This window comes from Methylophilus sp. (genome assembly GCF_052173275.1).
Classification (GTDB): Bacteria; Pseudomonadota; Gammaproteobacteria; order Burkholderiales; family Methylophilaceae; genus Methylophilus.
On sequence record NZ_JBQMUL010000002.1, the window covers coordinates 1,528,837 to 1,544,053 of the forward strand.

The window sequence follows — 15,217 nt, forward strand, 5'->3', positions numbered from 1 at the left end:
ACTGAATTAATTGCCAGTTTCGACTTCCATACGCTTGGCGCCGTTATAACGGGTGCGCCAGTAGCGTTCATCCATGTTCTCAACCCGAACCTTGGCACCGGCTCTTGGCGCATGGATAAACTGGTTGTTGCCAACATAGATGCCGACATGCGAGAACGCTGATTTCAGGGTATTAAAAAATACCAGATCTCCAGGCTGGAGATCTTCACGTTTAACGGCATCACCCAGTTCGCTGATGGTACGGGCAGAAGGGGGCAGTGAAATCTGCGCGGCATGTTTAAACACATATTGCACAAAACCGCTGCAATCAAAACCAGTCTCAGGGCTGCGACCACCATATTTATAGCCAACACCGGTCAGGCTCAAGGCCCGGATCATGATCTCTTCCACTTTTTCTGACCAGGAGCCGGAAAGGCCGGACTGGCTTTCCAATACTTCTTCCTGCGAATAGCTGTACGCACTTTGCCAACGCCTGTCATCACCTGGGGCGGCGAAGCTTTGGGAGTGGTAAAGCAGTGTGCTAATCATTAATACAGCAAGTTGAAAGACTGATTTATTCATCACAATCAAAAGGTTGGTAAAGGTTATTTTTGTGTCAGGAATATGTATTACGGCCTAAACCTTGCCATACTTCAATCGCAGATGCAAGTTTTCAGCTATTTTTATACGTCATTCATCTGGGTAAATCATTAAAAAACTGCATCATTTGTGGTTGTGCATGGGATAATTAAGGCATGTCCTTAATGCAGCAAGTCACGACAGCATTTTCAGAGAACGGAAGTCTGGTGCAGACCATGCCGGGCTTTAAAAGTCGCCCGCAACAGCAGGAAATGGCCCAGGCAATTGCACAGGCCATTGACCAGCAACAACAGTTGGTGGCTGAAGCCGGCACCGGTACCGGTAAAACCTATGCTTACCTGGTGCCCGCCCTTTTGTCAGGCGGAAAAGTCATTATTTCTACCGGCACCAAAACCCTGCAAGACCAGCTGTATCAGCGGGATCTGCCCGCCGTGCGTGAAGCCCTCAAAGTGCCAGTGTCAGTCGCCATGCTTAAAGGCCGTGCGAATTACATTTGCCATTACCACCTGCTGCGTGCCAGCCAGGAAGGCCGCTTCCAGTCTCGCGAAGATGCGCAATATATTCCTATTCTGCAAAGTTTCGCCGAGAACAGCCAAACCGGTGACAAGGCCGAATTGATTGAGGTGCCCGAGCAGGCTACCATCTGGCAACAGGTGACATCGACGCGCGATAATTGTGTCGGCCAGGATTGCCAGTTTTACAAACAATGTTTTGTCATGGAAGCCCGTAAACAGGCGCTGGCGGCCGATGTCGTGGTTGTGAATCATCACCTGTTTTTTGCCGATGTCATGCTCAGGGACGAAGGCGTGGCCGAACTCTTGCCTAGTGCCAACACCGTGGTATTCGACGAAGCGCACCAACTGCCGGAAGTGGCCGGCTTGTTTTTTGGTGAGGATATTTCCACCTCGCAATTGATGGACTTGGCCCGCGATAGCCAGATGGCCTACCTGACGATTGCCAAAGACTGCATCGCGCTGACTGAAGCCGTGACGCCGCTGGAAAAAGCCTGCCGTGATTTCCGTCTGGTGTTCCAGTTTGAAGGCGCGCGCATGCCGGTGCAAAAAGCGCAGTCATTAAAGAATTTTGCCGATGCTTATCAGCATATGCTGGAAACCTTGGCAATGTTGACCAAAGTACTGGAAACCCAGGCCGCACGTGACCCATTGCTGGAAAAGTGCTGGCAGCGTGGCGAAACCTTGCTCGCTTTGCTCGAAGCCTGGCACAAAGGCAATCAGGCCAACCTGGTGCGTTGGGTAGAGGTGTTCAGCCAGAGCGTGCAATTGCATGCGACGCCACTCAGTGTGGCGGATGGCTTCGGCAAACAATTGAATGCGCAGCCACGCGCCTGGATCTTCACTTCCGCGACCCTGGCGGTGAAAAGCGATTTTAATCACTACCAGGGCCAGATGGGCCTGCTCGCCGCACAAACCCGGCATTGGCAAAGCCCGTTCGATTATGATCAGCAAGCACTTCTATACGTCCCAGAAGGCATGCCTGAGCCAAATAGCATCGCCTACCCGGCAGCGGTGGCCGCGATTGCCTTGCCGGTACTACAAGCCAGCCGCGGGCGGGCGTTTGTGCTGTGCACATCGCTGCGAGCCATGCGCGAAGTGCATGCATTGCTCAAGCAGGCGTTTGTAGAAAACGGCATGGAATACCCCTTGTTAATGCAGGGCGAAAGTAACCGTACCGAGCTGCTGGATAGATTCCGTTCGCATGGCAATGCGGTGCTGGTCGGCTCGCAAAGTTTCTGGGAAGGCGTAGACGTGCGTGGCGAAGCGCTTTCCTGCGTGATCATCGATAAACTGCCGTTTGCGCCACCAGATGACCCGGTGCTGGCCGCGCGCATCGACAAAATGAACACCGAAGGCAAAAATGCTTTTATGGAATATCAATTACCTTACGCAGTGATCACGCTTAAACAGGGCGCCGGGCGCTTGATCCGCGATGAAAGTGATTCAGGCGTGCTGGTAATCTGCGACCCGCGACTAGTCGACAAGCCTTACGGGCGGCGCATCTGGCAAAGTTTGCCGCCCTTTAAACGTACACGCAAACTGGATGAAGTGCAGGCATTTTTCGAGCGCGTAGATGAAAAGTCCGAGCCAGTCCAAAGTAGCTGATCCACATGGTGAATGTTCCTGCAAATGAATACACGTTGACCGCCATCCGTGCGCAAGGCGCTGGTGGGCAAAACGTCAATAAAGTGTCTTCTGCCATCCATCTGCGGTTCGATATTCCTGCCTCAAGCCTGAATGATGCGGTCAAAGCCAGGTTGTTAAACAGCAAAGACCAGCGCATCACTGCAGAAGGCGTATTGATTATCAAGGCGCAACAATACCGTACCCAAGAGGCGAATAAAAAAGATGCCATTGCCAGATTGCAGGCCATCGTGGAAGCGGCTTGCCATGTGCATGCCACGCGTTATGCGACAAGGCCAACGCGGGCGTCACAGAAGCGCAGAGTGGCGGGGAAGATGCAGCGGGGGGTGATTAAGCAGGGGCGGGGGAGAGTGGTTGAGGATCATTAGCAAAGAGATTCTTACATATATGGCGTTGAGTTTTAAGTCCGCCGTATATTGCTTCCAAGAATTGGTTGTATGGAAATATGTGTGCTATTGAGAAGTCGTTATTCCGGCGGAGGTGTGGCAAAGATTTTTTAGATATGCTTTGAGTCTGTGAAGAAAATTGTTTTCTTGAAAGCAGCTGGGTACAGCGCCGGACCGTCATTCTGGGGTAGGCCAGAATCCAGGCAGGGTGCATGCGTAACTTAGTTGCAATGAGGAGCAAGCGTTCCACTTACTGGAAGTTCTAATCGGTGTTTCTTTGGGTGGTTCGTCGCTCTATTGCACTATTCCTTTTCGCCCCTAGGCGAGTGACTTTTCTTTGCTTGCCCAAAGAATAAGTCACCAAAAGAAAGGGCACCCTAGCTTCCGCTTGTTCCCTGCGTCGCTCATCAAAATAAGCGGTCACGAAACTCGCCCTAGCGGCTTGCACACCCCGCAAGCCACCGCGGAACTCAGACAGTCGCTCCCTTCCTCCTTATTTTGACTCCGCTACTCGGCGCGTCAGATAGGGGCCCGTTGTAACCCACCACGATGGAATGTTGGTTAACAGCATGGCATGCAGGGCGCTAAGAAACTGTTTTAATTTCTAAAGCAAAAAGCCCAACAAACCAATTGAATTAGGTTGTAGGGCTTTCTTATTTTGTTTTATTGCGATGTTTTACTTCAACGGCTTGGCGGGACGCAATGTGAGAATCTTCACTGAGGTAACCGCGTAGTGCTTTTCCCGGGCCCCTATCTGACGCGCCGAGTAGCGCAGTCAGCGTGGGAGTCGTCGGCCAGCGGCTGTTCGAGTTCCGCAACAAGCCACGTTTTGTGTGGCTTGTCAGGGCGAGTTTCGTTGGACGCCCACGTTGATGAGCAACGGAGGAAGAGAGCGGAAGCTAGGGTGTCTTGTTCTTTGCCTTCTTTCTTATGGACAAGCATAAGAAAGAGGGTCGCCTAGTGGCGAAATAGAATCTAGCTTAGTGATGAATGAGGTCGCTTATTAATGCAAAGTTGTCGTGTCGAATAGTTTACGACCTGTAATCCGCATTAATCTTCACATAATCATATGAAAAATCGCACGTCCAAACCGTAGCATTCGCATCCCCACGATTAAGCACCACCCGCACCAGAATGTCACTTTCCTTCATCACCGCCGCGCCTTGCTCTTCAACATAAGCCGCTGCACGCCCGCCTTTTTCAGCCACCAGGACATCGCCCAGGTATAGCTGCAAAGTGTTGACGTCCAGGTCATCAATCCCGGCATACCCGATTGCTGCCAGAATACGGCCCAGGTTAGGGTCTGAAGCAAAAAATGCCGTTTTGATCAGTGGTGAATGCGCAATCGCGTAGGCAACTTTGCGGCATTCTTCTTCATCTTCACCCGCTTCGACCTGGATAGTCATAAACTTGGTCGCGCCTTCGCCATCGCGCACAATGGCTTGTGCCAGTTCTGTTGCTACTGCTGTCAGCGCATCACGCAGGGTGATGAATTCGGTGCTGTCTTCAGTGACTGCCGCATTGCCAGCCTCGCCGGTCGCCATCAGGATCAGGCTGTCGTTGGTGCTGGTGTCGCCATCCACGGTGATACAGTTAAACGATCTGTTGACTGCATGTTGAATGATCTTGTCCAGAGCGGTCTGGCTAATCGCCGCATCGGTTGCGATATAGCCCAGCATGGTCGCCATATTCGGGTGGATCATGCCTGAGCCTTTGCTGATGCCGGTAATCGTCACAGCTTTGCCGGCTATGGTCAGTGTACGGGAGGTCCCTTTGGCGACAATGTCGGTCGTCATGATGGCTTCCGCGGCATTTAGCCAGCTATCTGTCTGCAAGTTGGCGACGGCACTCGGGATGCCGGCCAATAATCTTTCCATAGGCAGGGTTTCCAGAATCACCCCGGTGGAAAATGGCAGTACTTGGGTTGGGCTGATATTCAGCGCTTGGGCAACGGCGATACAGCTTGCGCGGGCATCATCCAGCCCTTGCTGGCCGGTGCCTGCATTGGCACAGCCGGTATTCACCAATAAGGCACGTATGCCATTGCCTAGCTGCAAATGCTCTTTACAGACCGTCACCGGCGCTGCACAAAAACGATTCAAGGTAAACACGCCTGAGACGCTGCTGCCTTCTGGCACGGTGATGACCAGTACATCCTTGCGATTGGGTTTGCGGATATGGGCTTGCGTGTAGCCAAGTTGTACGCCTGGCACAGGGAGTAGATCTTGAGCTAGGGGGGCGGTTAATTTAACGGGCATCCGTTTTCCTTCAGTATTTCAAAAGAATGGGTTTTTAATAATGTCAGGCGCGGCGCCAGGTGGTGCCTTGTGCCGTATCTTCCAGCACGATGCCAGCATCCGACAAGGCTTTGCGGATGCGGTCTGCTTCGGCAAAGTCTTTGGCTTTTTTGGCAGCGATGCGCGCGGTGATCAGGCTGTCGATATCCAGTTCGCCGCTCACCTCTTCTCCTTGCATAAAGGCTTCCGGGTCGCGCTGCAACAGGCCGACAATAGCGGCTAATTGTTTCAGCAATGCGGCGGTCTGGTCCGATTTGTCTTTATTTAAATCATTCGCAAGTTCAAACAATACCGCCAGGGCTTCTGCAGTATTAAAGTCGTCGTCCATGGCTGATTTGAATTTGGCGGCTTGCGGTTGCTGCCAGTCAATCTCGGTATCAGGCACCTTCACGCCGCGCAAAGCTGTATATAAACGAGTCAAAGAAGCTTTCGCATCGTCCAGATGTTTGTCTGAGTAATTCAGCGGGCTGCGGTAATGCGCCCGCAAAATAAAGAAGCGCACCACTTCGGGGTCGTATTTTTCCAGCACTTCGCGGATGGTGAAGAAATTGCCTAGTGACTTGGACATTTTCTCGTCATCCACACGGACAAAACCATTATGCAGCCAGTAGTTAGCCATGGTGCAGCCATGGGTGGCTTCAGATTGCGCGATCTCGTTTTCGTGGTGCGGAAACTGCAAGTCCTGGCCGCCACCATGGATATCAAAGTGTTCACCCAGCAGCTCGGCGCTCATGGCTGAGCATTCAATATGCCAGCCCGGGCGGCCATTGCCCCAGGGGGATTCCCAGTAAGGTTCGCCTGCTTTTGCGGATTTCCACAACACGAAATCCAGCGGGTCATGTTTGTGGCCATCTACATCCACGCGTTCACCGGCACGCAAGTCATCCAGCGTTTTGCCAGATAATTTGCCATAGTCATTAAAACTTCGCACTTTGTAAAACACGTCGCCATTATCAGCCTGGTAGGCAAAGCCCTTGGCAATCAACTGGCTGATCATCTCCAGCATGCCTTGCACGTGCTCGGTGGCACGTGGCTCAATATCAGGACGGATGATGCCAAGTTTGGCTGAATCTTCGTCCATCGCTTCAATAAATCGCTGGGTCAGGCTTTGGATGGTTTCGCTGTTTTCTTGCGCACGTTTGATGATTTTGTCATCAATATCGGTGATGTTACGCACATAAGTGACTTCGTAGCCACTGGCGCGAAACCAGCGCGCGACCATGTCAAACACCACCATCACACGTGCATGGCCCAAATGGCAAAAGTCATACACTGTCATTCCACAGACATACATGCGTACTTTATTGGGCTGGATTGGCTTGAAATCTTGCTTGCTGCGGGTAAGGGTGTTGTGTAGTTTTAACATGCTAACAAATGTAATGTGGATTAATGCGTGATAAAATTAGCAGAAGTAAGGGAATGTTTGGCTAATGTTAAGTGAATAGCCTAGGCGCTGGGCTTAACATTGATGACAATCCGAATTGTTATGTTGTCAGGCAAATGATTAAAACGCGAATTGATATAAAAATCATTGCTTAATAATCACCTAAATTTGCACTGTCTCTTGTACAATTCAAGTATAACATACTGCTAAAAATCAACGATTGCTCAGGTAATTAACTCATGAATGCAACATTAAAAAAATATTTGCTGGTATTAAGTGTCATTTTCAGTCAGGCCGCCGTTTCAAATGTGGTGATGGCTGGTCAAACAAACGTCGAACTTCGCGAAATCAATCAGCTTTCAGAACAGGGTAATCAGGCGGCTGCGCTGGATAAAGTGAACACCTATTTGTCGGCTAACCCTAAAAATGCTGAAGCCCTTTTTATGCGTGGTGTGATCCTGGTCGAACTCGGCAAACGGGATGAGGCGATTAAAGCATTCACCGATCTTTCTGAAAAATTTCCTAGCCTGCCAGAGCCATATAATAACCTGGCTGTGTTGTATGCAGACCAGGGCCAGTATGACAAAGCCCGGAAAGCGCTGGAATCTGCCATTAAAACCCACCCAAGCTATGCCACCGCCCATGAAAACCTGGGTGATATTTATGCGCGTATGGCTTCTGAAGCATATGACAAGGCGCTCAAGCTGGATACCTCAAACAGCCGCGCACAAAACAAACTGGCGATGATCACCGATTTGTTTGGTGGTAAACGTGCTGTTGCGCGTCCGGCGACTACCATTCCTGTCACCCCGCCAGCCTCCACTGCGCCTGTGATGCCGCCAGGCAGCAGTACGCCGACTGTCACCCCGCCAGCGAATCCGGCACCGGTTGCGGCAACGCCGCCTCCTGTGGTTGAAACTAAAAAGCCAACTGCTGTAGAAGCTAAACCCGTTGAATCTAAACCAGTCGTTGATCAGCAAGAGCAAGCGGTGACCGACGCAGTGAATGCCTGGGCAGATGCATGGGCTGCGCAAAACGTAGACCGCTATCTGGATAGTTATGCCAAGGATTTCAAAACACCAACTGGTGAGACACGCAAACAATGGGAAACCACCCGCCGCGACCGGGTCAGCCGTCCGGCCAAGATTTCAGTGAGTCTGCAGAATATTGCGGTGAAAATGGAAAGCCAGACTGCTGCAAAAGTCACTTTCAGGCAGGTTTATAAGGCGACAGGTCTGGATGCTAACTCCAATAAAACCTTGAATCTGGTCAAAGAAGGTTCACGCTGGTTGATCAAGCAGGAGCGCGTTGGCAAGTTTTAATGCATGTACCAGCTGAATTTGGGGGTTAACATCAGGAATAGCCAGCGAATTCAGCGAGTTGCACGCAGTTTTTGAATTAACGAATGTATAATATCGGCATGAGAAGTTTGAGAAAATATTGCTGTATCGCATTTGTGAGTGCTGCGCTATTGCCATGGAATGCAACAGCGGTGAACCATGAAGCGTTAACCACACGCTTGTTCATACAAAATAAAAACACCGGTAGCGTAGAGCGTATGCTGGTGCAAACACTACAGTCCATCAAAGAAGGCCGCCTGCAACAGGCGCTGGATTACGTAGATCAGCTACTGGCGATCTCCCCAAACTTTGCGCTTGCCCACCTGATTCATGGCGATTTACTCTCCGCTAAAGCCCGCATCCTCAATGGCTTTGGTGATGCAAATCCCGCCAATCTGAACCGCATCCAGGACCTCAAAGACGAAGCGGAAATCCGCATCCGTAATTACTTTGACCAGAATCGTGGCCTAACCCAGCCGAATTTGCTGGTGGAGCTGTCGGAAAAGCAGACGCATGTATTGTTCGTGGATACTGCGCGCTCCCGTTTGTATGTTTACGAAAAAAGCCAGAACGATACGCTGAAGTACTTGGCTGATTACTATGTGACTATTGGCAAGAACGGCATCGGTAAAAAAGACCAGGGCGATAAACGTACGCCAATCGGGGTTTACTTCGCCTCGCGGAAACTTAATCGCCCTTTGCCTGATCTATATGGTGACGCGGCTTACCCGCTGAACTACCCGAATGAGATCGATAGCTACGAGCGCAAGACTGGCTCAGGCATCTGGATTCATGGCACACCGCGTGATACCTATAGCCGTCCGCCACGTGCCAGCGATGGTTGTGTTGTACTCTCGAACCCGGACATGAAAGCTTTGCAGGGTATTTTGCAGCTGGGTAATACGCCAGTGGTGATTGGTGTCAATTTTCAGTGGATCAGCCCGGAATCGCTCAAACAGCAGGCGCAGGCAAAGTCTGCCTTAAAAGTAGCGCTTGAAGATTGGCGCAAGGATTGGGTTTCACAAAATACGGATGCGTATTTATCGCATTACGCGGGTGATTTCTTCTATTCAGAGGGCGGCTTGAGCAAGTGGTCGGGCTATAAACGTCAGATACAGGCGACCAAGCCTAAAGTGAATATCAACTTGTCTGAAGTGAGCATGTTTACTTATCCGAATTCGGCCAAAAACATGGTGGTGGTTGATTTTGAGCAAGAGTACATCAGCCCGGCTTTACGGAACGTGATGAAAAAACGCCAGTACTGGGTACAGGAAAACGGACAATGGAAAATCTTATATGAAGGGTCAGCTTGATGCATAAACTGATAGGGCTATTTTTATTGTGCATGATGACAGCGATGTCATCCGCACATGCCGCCACGCAAGTGACATTTGAAACCAACCAGGGCAACTTCACGGTTGAGGTCTATGCCGACAAAGCCCCCAAAACAGTAGAAAACTTTCTGCAATATGTGAAAGATGGTTTTTATACCAATACCGTTTTTCATCGCGTGATTAGCCGATTTATGGTTCAGGGCGGTGGCTTTGACCGTGAGTTAGTCGAAAAACCAACCCGCGCACCGATTGTGAACGAGTCTAACAATGGCCTGCTCAACCAGACTGGCACCATCGCCATGGCACGTACGCAAGACCCTAATTCTGCCACCGCACAATTTTTTCTCAATGTGGCAGACAACCAGTTTCTGAATTACACCAGCCCGGAAGCCAGCCTGATCGGCTATTGCGTGTTTGGTAAAGTCGTTTCCGGCATGGACGTAGTATTTAAAATCAGTAACCTGCCCACGGGCAACCAGCGCGGTTTTTCTGATGTGCCTATTCGGACTGTGATTATCAAGCGCGCGACAATCGTCAGCGCCAAGTAATCTTCAGTATCAATTCAAGTCGCAGCTGGTGTTTATCCAAATCGCCAGGTGTGGCTTTTCAAATCAATAAACGGAGAATGTTTTGGTAAAACTTACTACCAACTTTGGCGATATCACTATCGAATTATTTGCTGATAAAGCGCCCATCACAGTGGCTAACTTTTTAAGCTATGTTGAAAAAGGCTTTTACGATGGCGTGATTTTTCATCGCGTGATCAATGACTTTATGATTCAGGGCGGTGGTTTTGATGTCAACATGAAACAAAAAGCGACCGATGCCACCATCAAGAACGAAGCAGATAATGGCTTATCCAACGACAAATACACGCTGGCAATGGCGCGCACCATGGTGCCGGATTCTGCCTCAGCGCAATTCTTTATCAACGTCAAAGATAACGATTTCCTCAACTTCACCTCCGCTACAACCCAGGGTTGGGGCTACTGTGTGTTCGCTAAAGTGGTTGAAGGCACCGATGTCGTTGATAAGATCAAAACCGTAGCTACCGGTAACCGTGCCGGTCATCAGGATGTGCCTGTAGAACCAGTGATCATTGAAAAAGCGGTTGTTGTCGCGTAAATGACCACCTGGATCATTTCTGATCTGCACCTGTGTGCGCAAAGGCCTGCGGTAACGCAGGCTTTTTTGCATTGGCTAGCGACGGATGTCGCACATGCTGAAGCGCTCTATATTCTGGGTGATTTCTTTGAGGTATGGGTCGGTGATGATGTGTTGGATGACGCTGTGCATGGTGCCGAATTCCAACCAGTGGTGGATGCTCTACGCCGTTTGTCCGACAGCGGTGTCAAACTCTACTTCATGCATGGCAACCGCGACTTTTTGATCGGCGAACGCTTTGCCCAAGCCTGTGATATGCAATTGCTGGCTGACCCAGCCCTGATCCAACCTGGTGAAAAGCGTATTGTTTTGTCACACGGAGATGCCTTGTGTACTGATGACCTTGCTTACCAGCAATTCCGAACCCAGGTGCGCAGTTCGCAGTGGCAGCAGGCTTTCCTGGCACAACCGCTGGCAGCCCGTATTGCTTTTGCCGAACAGGCACGTAGCCAAAGCACGCAAAATAAAGCCATGCAGCCGGTTGATATCATGGATGTCAATCCATCTGCGGTGGTACAACTGCTACGCGAATACGATTACCCGAAGGTATTGCTGCACGGCCATACGCACAGGCCAGATGTGCATGCACTGTCGGTGGATGGGCATGCATGTGAACGATGGGTGCTGGGGGACTGGCATGACACAGCCGTGGTTTGCCGTCTTGATGGCAATACGATAGCGTTAGTCACATTGCAATTGGATGAGTGAGCTGGATAGATTAGAGCGGTCAATAAAAAAAACAGCGCCCGATTCACATCGGGCGCTGTTTTTTGTAGCGTTGCCTGAGTAAGGTAACGCTACAGGAAATACTTTTTTTGTTACTTCTTCAATTGCTGACCAAATTCATTCGGGCGCGCCTGGGCAGCGATTTTGTCCAGTACGCCGTTGATATACTTGTGGCCATCGATGCCGCCAAACGTTTTTGCCAGCTCTACGCCTTCATTAATCACCACGCGATAGGGGATGCTCTGGTCAAACATCAATTCATAGCCAGAGATGCGTAGGATGGCATGTTCAATTGGGCTGAGTTCGTCCAGCTGACGGTCAATAAACAGGCTGATCGTATTATCTACATCAGCGGTGTGGTCGAGCACACCAGTCAGCAATTGCTTAAAGTAAGCTTCGTCCGCTTTGTTGTAATCCGGGTCATCCAGGCTATCCAGTCGTAACTGTTTCACATCGCCCGCATTCATACGGTTGCGATACAGCGCTTTGAGGGCCAGTTCGCGTGATTTGCGGCGGTTTTTTCTGCCTTTGCCTTTTGCTGCCGAGGATGACGACTTATCCGACGCCTGTGGCTTGCCTGCGGCCTGGTCTTGAGTCCCTGTGGCCTTATCCTGACTCATAGTGCGTTTACCAGGTTGGCCATTTCAATCGCGACTTGTGCTGCTTCAGCACCTTTAACCGCGACACGCGCTTCTGCCTGTTCATCATCTTCAGTGGTCAGAATGGCGTTGGCCACTGGCACACCTGTATCACGCTGCACTTCAGAAATACCGCGTGCAGATTCATTGGAAACGACTTCAAAGTGATAGGTTTCACCGCGGATGATGGCGCCCAGTGCAATCAGCGCATCGTACGATTCAGTGAGTGCCATATGCTGTAACACCAGAGGGGTTTCCAGCGCGCCAGGCACGGTAGCCAGCGTGATGTCTTCGGCTTTCACGCCCAGTTTCAGCAGTTCTTGCTCGCAAGCCTGCAACAGGCCAGCACCGATGTTTTCATTAAAGCGTGAGAGAACGATACCGATTTTTTTGCCGGTGCCATCCAGATTTGGAGAGATTTTGTTCACTTGGGAATCCGTGGGCTAATGCTTAAAACCGCTATTTTAACCCAAACGGCCCGCCTCGCGTTTGATTGAATGTAGGCCCGGCTAAAAAGTGTGCATTCACATCACTTTTTAGCCGGGAGAATGCCATAGATTCCTGGATAATTTACGCTATGCGAATAACGCCCAGGCCTTTTGCACAGTCATGGAAATGCCGTAAGTGATAGGGATTAAGACTGCCAGCCAGGCTAGTCTCACCAGCCATGGTGAACTCGGTTTGCCGTCACTGCCTATCTTCACCACTTTTGCGCCTGCGTCTTTGGATTTGCCCAGTGATTGTTCAGCGGCAAGTTCGGCATCGGTCATAAAGTATTTGCTGGCAACCGGCCTGACCAGCAGGTTGGCGATAAACCCTATGCCGAGCAATGCCGCCAGTGTCAGGAAAATAGGCGCATAGATATCCGCAAATGGTGTTTTTGCTTCCAGGCGCACATCGTGCATGTAGTTCACAATCACTGGCCCGACGATGCCTGCGGTAGACCAGGCAGTCAGCAAACGGCCATGAATGGCGCCGACAAACTGGGTGCCAAACAAGTCGGCCAGATAGGCAGGGATGGTGGCAAAACCACCGCCATACATGGAGGCGATCACACAAAATGAGACCAGGAATAACGCCAGCTGATGGTGATTTGCGGCATAAGTGGCCGTGACATACATCAGTGCGCCCAGTACGAAAAAGATGAAGTAGGTATTACGCCGCCCCAGCTTGTCTGAAGAAGTGGCCCAGCCTATGCGGCCAAAGATATTAAAGACAGAGATCAGGCCAACAAATCCGGCACCCACCGCCGCTGCGGCAACCGTCAGCGATTCTTCTGTTTTGATATCAGCAAAAGTTAACGATGGCTGGCCTATCAGTTTCCCGCCAAACGTTTCCTGCAGCATGGGTGCGGCGGCGCCGATAATGCCGATGGCTGCAGACACGTTCATGCACAGGATCAGCCAAAGTAGCCAGAATTGCGGTGTTTTATGCGCATTTTTCAGGTGTACATGCTTATTCACCACCATGCGTTTATGTTGCTGGTCTGGCGGGGTCCAGCCTTCCGGTTTCCAGTTGGCGGCCGGAATGCGGTAGCCCAAAGAGCCGCAGACCATGAAAACAGTATAGACCACAGCCAACACGACAAACGTTTGCCAGACACCGGGATCGGTTGGCGTGGAAAATATACTCATCAGCTTGGTCGCTAACGGTGAACCTATCATGGCACCGCCACCAAAGCCCATGATCGCCATGCCGGTGGCCATGCCGCGGCGGTCAGGAAACCATTTAATGAGGGTGGAGACTGGCGAGATATAACCAAGACCGAGGCCGATGCCGCCTATGACGCCACTGCCCAACCACATCATCCATAGCTGGTGGTGATAAACGCCAAACGCAGAAATCAGTAAGCCACCGCACCAGCAGAGCGTGGCGACCAGCCCGGCTTTGCGCGGGCCTGCGCGCTCCAGCCAGCCGCCCCACAGGGCAGCCGAGCAACCAAGCAGCACAAAAAACAAGGTATACATCCAGCCGAGGTCAAACTGGGTCCAGTTGCAATCGGTAGCGAACAGGGCTTCGCCTGTGCCTGCCAGTTTGTCTGCAAAGGTGGTGGCACCTGCGGCGCACGCGGCGAGTGGCGCGCCATCTGGCCCAGTCAGCGCGGTGCCCAGAGGCTTCCAGAACACACTGAATCCATAAGCCATGCCGATTGATAAATGTACTGCTAGTGCGGCTGGCGGAACCAGCCAGCGATTAAACCTTTTACCTGCCGTGATATGTTCTTTTGACAGATTGAACAACATGTAACACCCCTTTTATTTTAAGCGGTTACATCTTGTTACAATTTGGCTTAAAAGGCAATCCAGAACAATTTAAATTTATGTGAGTATGTCATTAAAATGTCATAATACATTCATAAACTGGCGAGCAAATACAGAAGTACTTTTGTTGAATATTGCTTAAAAGGGAGTGTCATGGCAGCAGCAAATATTTTGGTTGTAGAAGATGAACCGGCGATTCAGGAATTGCTTGCATTGAATATCAAACAGGCCGGCCATCACGCCATTCGCGCAACCAGTGTTGAACATGCGCAGATGCTATTGCGTGAAACCATGCCGGATTTGATTTTGCTCGACTGGATGTTGCCAGGCATGAGTGGTATCGAGTTTGCGCGCCGCCTGAAATCCGATAGCCTGACCAAGGAAGTGCCGATCATCATGTTGACCGCCCGTGGCGACGAGTTTGATAAAGTGCGCGGCCTGGAAGTCGGGGCCGATGACTATGTCACCAAGCCATTTAGCCCACGTGAGTTGAATGCGCGTATCAAGGCAGTCTTGCGTCGCCGTGCGCCACAAATGACGGATGACCCGATTGAAATCGCCGGCCTGCACCTAGACCCGACCACCCACCGCGTCACTGGTCATAATGTGCATATCCCGCTAGGCCCGACCGAATTCAAGTTGCTGCACTTTTTCATGACCAACCCTGAACGCGTGCATAGCCGTACGCAGTTGCTGGATAAGGTCTGGGGCGACCGCGTATTCGTAGAAGACCGGACAGTGGATGTGCATATCCGCCGCCTGCGCAATGCACTGGTCGCGTCTAACCATCAGGATATGATACAAACGGTACGTGGTTCCGGCTACCGTTTTTCGGTACACACAGATCCAGGCAATTAGTAAAACCGCCTGATGCCCAAATTGTTTAAATGAAATTTGGGCATAGGAGTGGGTGTGCTCTATCCTCAGGCTTAGTGTCGTGATACGCTTG

At 51.0% G+C, this 15,217-nt stretch carries 14 protein-coding genes; 8 read left to right on the forward strand and 6 right to left on the reverse strand.

The window, feature by feature from the left end:
• Positions 1-6: 6 nt before the first annotated feature.
• The gene (locus ACTS9Y_RS08795) at positions 7-561 is read right to left on the reverse strand and encodes a C40 family peptidase (RefSeq protein WP_442585567.1); all 555 of its coding nucleotides are present in this window, start codon (positions 559-561) and stop codon (positions 7-9) included.
• Positions 562-734: 173 nt separating this feature from the next.
• On the opposite strand from ACTS9Y_RS08795, the gene ACTS9Y_RS08800 reads away from it, so the two are divergent.
• Both ACTS9Y_RS08800 and arfB read left to right on the forward strand, forming a co-directional pair.
• Positions 735-2,699: an ATP-dependent DNA helicase gene (locus tag ACTS9Y_RS08800; protein ID WP_442585568.1), complete on the forward strand. Its 1,965-nt coding sequence runs from the start codon at positions 735-737 to the stop codon at positions 2,697-2,699.
• Between the two features lie 5 nt (positions 2,700-2,704).
• Positions 2,705-3,106 (forward strand): alternative ribosome rescue aminoacyl-tRNA hydrolase ArfB, encoded by a 402-nt coding sequence (arfB, locus tag ACTS9Y_RS08805; protein ID WP_442585569.1) that lies wholly within the window; start codon positions 2,705-2,707, stop codon positions 3,104-3,106.
• Between the two features lie 1,049 nt (positions 3,107-4,155).
• Here the strand turns inward: arfB and argJ are convergent.
• Together argJ and cysS are read right to left on the reverse strand one after the other, a co-directional pair.
• Complete coding sequence (gene argJ / locus ACTS9Y_RS08810) at positions 4,156-5,382, reverse strand: bifunctional glutamate N-acetyltransferase/amino-acid acetyltransferase ArgJ (protein ID WP_442585570.1); 1,227 nt, start codon at positions 5,380-5,382, stop codon at positions 4,156-4,158.
• Between the two features lie 43 nt (positions 5,383-5,425).
• Positions 5,426-6,787 (reverse strand): cysteine--tRNA ligase, encoded by a 1,362-nt coding sequence (cysS, locus tag ACTS9Y_RS08815; protein ID WP_442585571.1) that lies wholly within the window; start codon positions 6,785-6,787, stop codon positions 5,426-5,428.
• A 257-nt stretch (positions 6,788-7,044) separates the two neighbouring features.
• On the opposite strand from cysS, the gene ACTS9Y_RS08820 reads away from it, so the two are divergent.
• The 5 genes from ACTS9Y_RS08820 (at position 7,045) to ACTS9Y_RS08840 (ending at position 11,351) form a co-directional block, all read left to right on the forward strand.
• The gene (locus tag ACTS9Y_RS08820) at positions 7,045-8,127 is read left to right on the forward strand and encodes a tetratricopeptide repeat protein (RefSeq protein WP_442585572.1); all 1,083 of its coding nucleotides are present in this window, start codon (positions 7,045-7,047) and stop codon (positions 8,125-8,127) included.
• A gap of 83 nt (positions 8,128-8,210) precedes the next feature.
• The gene (locus ACTS9Y_RS08825) at positions 8,211-9,458 is read left to right on the forward strand and encodes a L,D-transpeptidase family protein (RefSeq protein ID WP_442585573.1); all 1,248 of its coding nucleotides are present in this window, start codon (positions 8,211-8,213) and stop codon (positions 9,456-9,458) included.
• The gene (locus ACTS9Y_RS08830) at positions 9,458-10,027 is read left to right on the forward strand and encodes a peptidylprolyl isomerase (RefSeq protein ID WP_442585574.1); all 570 of its coding nucleotides are present in this window, start codon (positions 9,458-9,460) and stop codon (positions 10,025-10,027) included. The genes ACTS9Y_RS08825 and ACTS9Y_RS08830 overlap by 1 nt, the downstream gene beginning before the upstream one ends.
• Before the next feature lie 82 nt (positions 10,028-10,109).
• Positions 10,110-10,604, forward strand: a complete 495-nt coding sequence (locus tag ACTS9Y_RS08835) for a peptidylprolyl isomerase (protein ID WP_442585575.1) — start codon at positions 10,110-10,112, stop codon at positions 10,602-10,604.
• Positions 10,605-11,351, forward strand: coding sequence for a UDP-2,3-diacylglucosamine diphosphatase (locus tag ACTS9Y_RS08840; protein ID WP_442585576.1), 747 nt, complete (start codon positions 10,605-10,607; stop codon positions 11,349-11,351).
• 110 nt (positions 11,352-11,461) lie between these two features.
• Here ACTS9Y_RS08840 and nusB read toward each other — a convergent pair whose 3' ends face one another.
• From nusB to ACTS9Y_RS08855, 3 genes are all read right to left on the reverse strand, one after another.
• Positions 11,462-11,989 carry a transcription antitermination factor NusB gene (nusB, locus tag ACTS9Y_RS08845; protein ID WP_442585577.1) on the reverse strand — a complete coding sequence of 176 codons (528 nt, stop codon included), beginning with the start codon at positions 11,987-11,989 and terminating at the stop codon, positions 11,462-11,464.
• Complete coding sequence (gene ribH / locus ACTS9Y_RS08850; RefSeq protein WP_442585578.1) at positions 11,986-12,435, reverse strand: 6,7-dimethyl-8-ribityllumazine synthase; 450 nt, start codon at positions 12,433-12,435, stop codon at positions 11,986-11,988. Before ribH ends, nusB begins: the two co-directional genes overlap by 4 nt.
• Positions 12,436-12,582: 147 nt before the next feature.
• Positions 12,583-14,250, reverse strand: a complete 1,668-nt coding sequence (locus tag ACTS9Y_RS08855) for an OFA family MFS transporter (protein WP_442585579.1) — start codon at positions 14,248-14,250, stop codon at positions 12,583-12,585.
• A gap of 171 nt (positions 14,251-14,421) precedes the next feature.
• Between ACTS9Y_RS08855 and phoB the strand changes: the two genes are divergently transcribed.
• Complete coding sequence (gene phoB, locus ACTS9Y_RS08860; RefSeq protein ID WP_379057720.1) at positions 14,422-15,126, forward strand: phosphate regulon transcriptional regulator PhoB; 705 nt, start codon at positions 14,422-14,424, stop codon at positions 15,124-15,126.
• The last annotated feature ends 91 nt before the right edge of the window (positions 15,127-15,217 follow it).

What these genes read in the sequence shown, in the direction of transcription:
- ACTS9Y_RS08795 (WP_442585567.1), bottom strand. Translation starts at nt 561, where the DNA reads ATGAATAAATCAGTCTTTCAACTTGCTGTATTAATGATTAGCACACTG.
- ACTS9Y_RS08800 (WP_442585568.1), top strand. Translation starts at nt 735, where the DNA reads ATGTCCTTAATGCAGCAAGTCACGACAGCATTTTCAGAGAACGGAAGT.
- arfB (WP_442585569.1), top strand. Translation starts at nt 2,705, where the DNA reads ATGGTGAATGTTCCTGCAAATGAATACACGTTGACCGCCATCCGTGCG.
- argJ (WP_442585570.1), bottom strand. Translation starts at nt 5,382, where the DNA reads ATGCCCGTTAAATTAACCGCCCCCCTAGCTCAAGATCTACTCCCTGTG.
- cysS (WP_442585571.1), bottom strand. Translation starts at nt 6,787, where the DNA reads ATGTTAAAACTACACAACACCCTTACCCGCAGCAAGCAAGATTTCAAG.
- ACTS9Y_RS08820 (WP_442585572.1), top strand. Translation starts at nt 7,045, where the DNA reads ATGAATGCAACATTAAAAAAATATTTGCTGGTATTAAGTGTCATTTTC.
- ACTS9Y_RS08825 (WP_442585573.1), top strand. Translation starts at nt 8,211, where the DNA reads ATGTATAATATCGGCATGAGAAGTTTGAGAAAATATTGCTGTATCGCA.
- ACTS9Y_RS08830 (WP_442585574.1), top strand. Translation starts at nt 9,458, where the DNA reads ATGCATAAACTGATAGGGCTATTTTTATTGTGCATGATGACAGCGATG.
- ACTS9Y_RS08840 (WP_442585576.1), top strand. Translation starts at nt 10,605, where the DNA reads ATGACCACCTGGATCATTTCTGATCTGCACCTGTGTGCGCAAAGGCCT.
- nusB (WP_442585577.1), bottom strand. Translation starts at nt 11,989, where the DNA reads ATGAGTCAGGATAAGGCCACAGGGACTCAAGACCAGGCCGCAGGCAAG.
- ACTS9Y_RS08855 (WP_442585579.1), bottom strand. Translation starts at nt 14,250, where the DNA reads ATGTTGTTCAATCTGTCAAAAGAACATATCACGGCAGGTAAAAGGTTT.
- phoB (WP_379057720.1), top strand. Translation starts at nt 14,422, where the DNA reads ATGGCAGCAGCAAATATTTTGGTTGTAGAAGATGAACCGGCGATTCAG.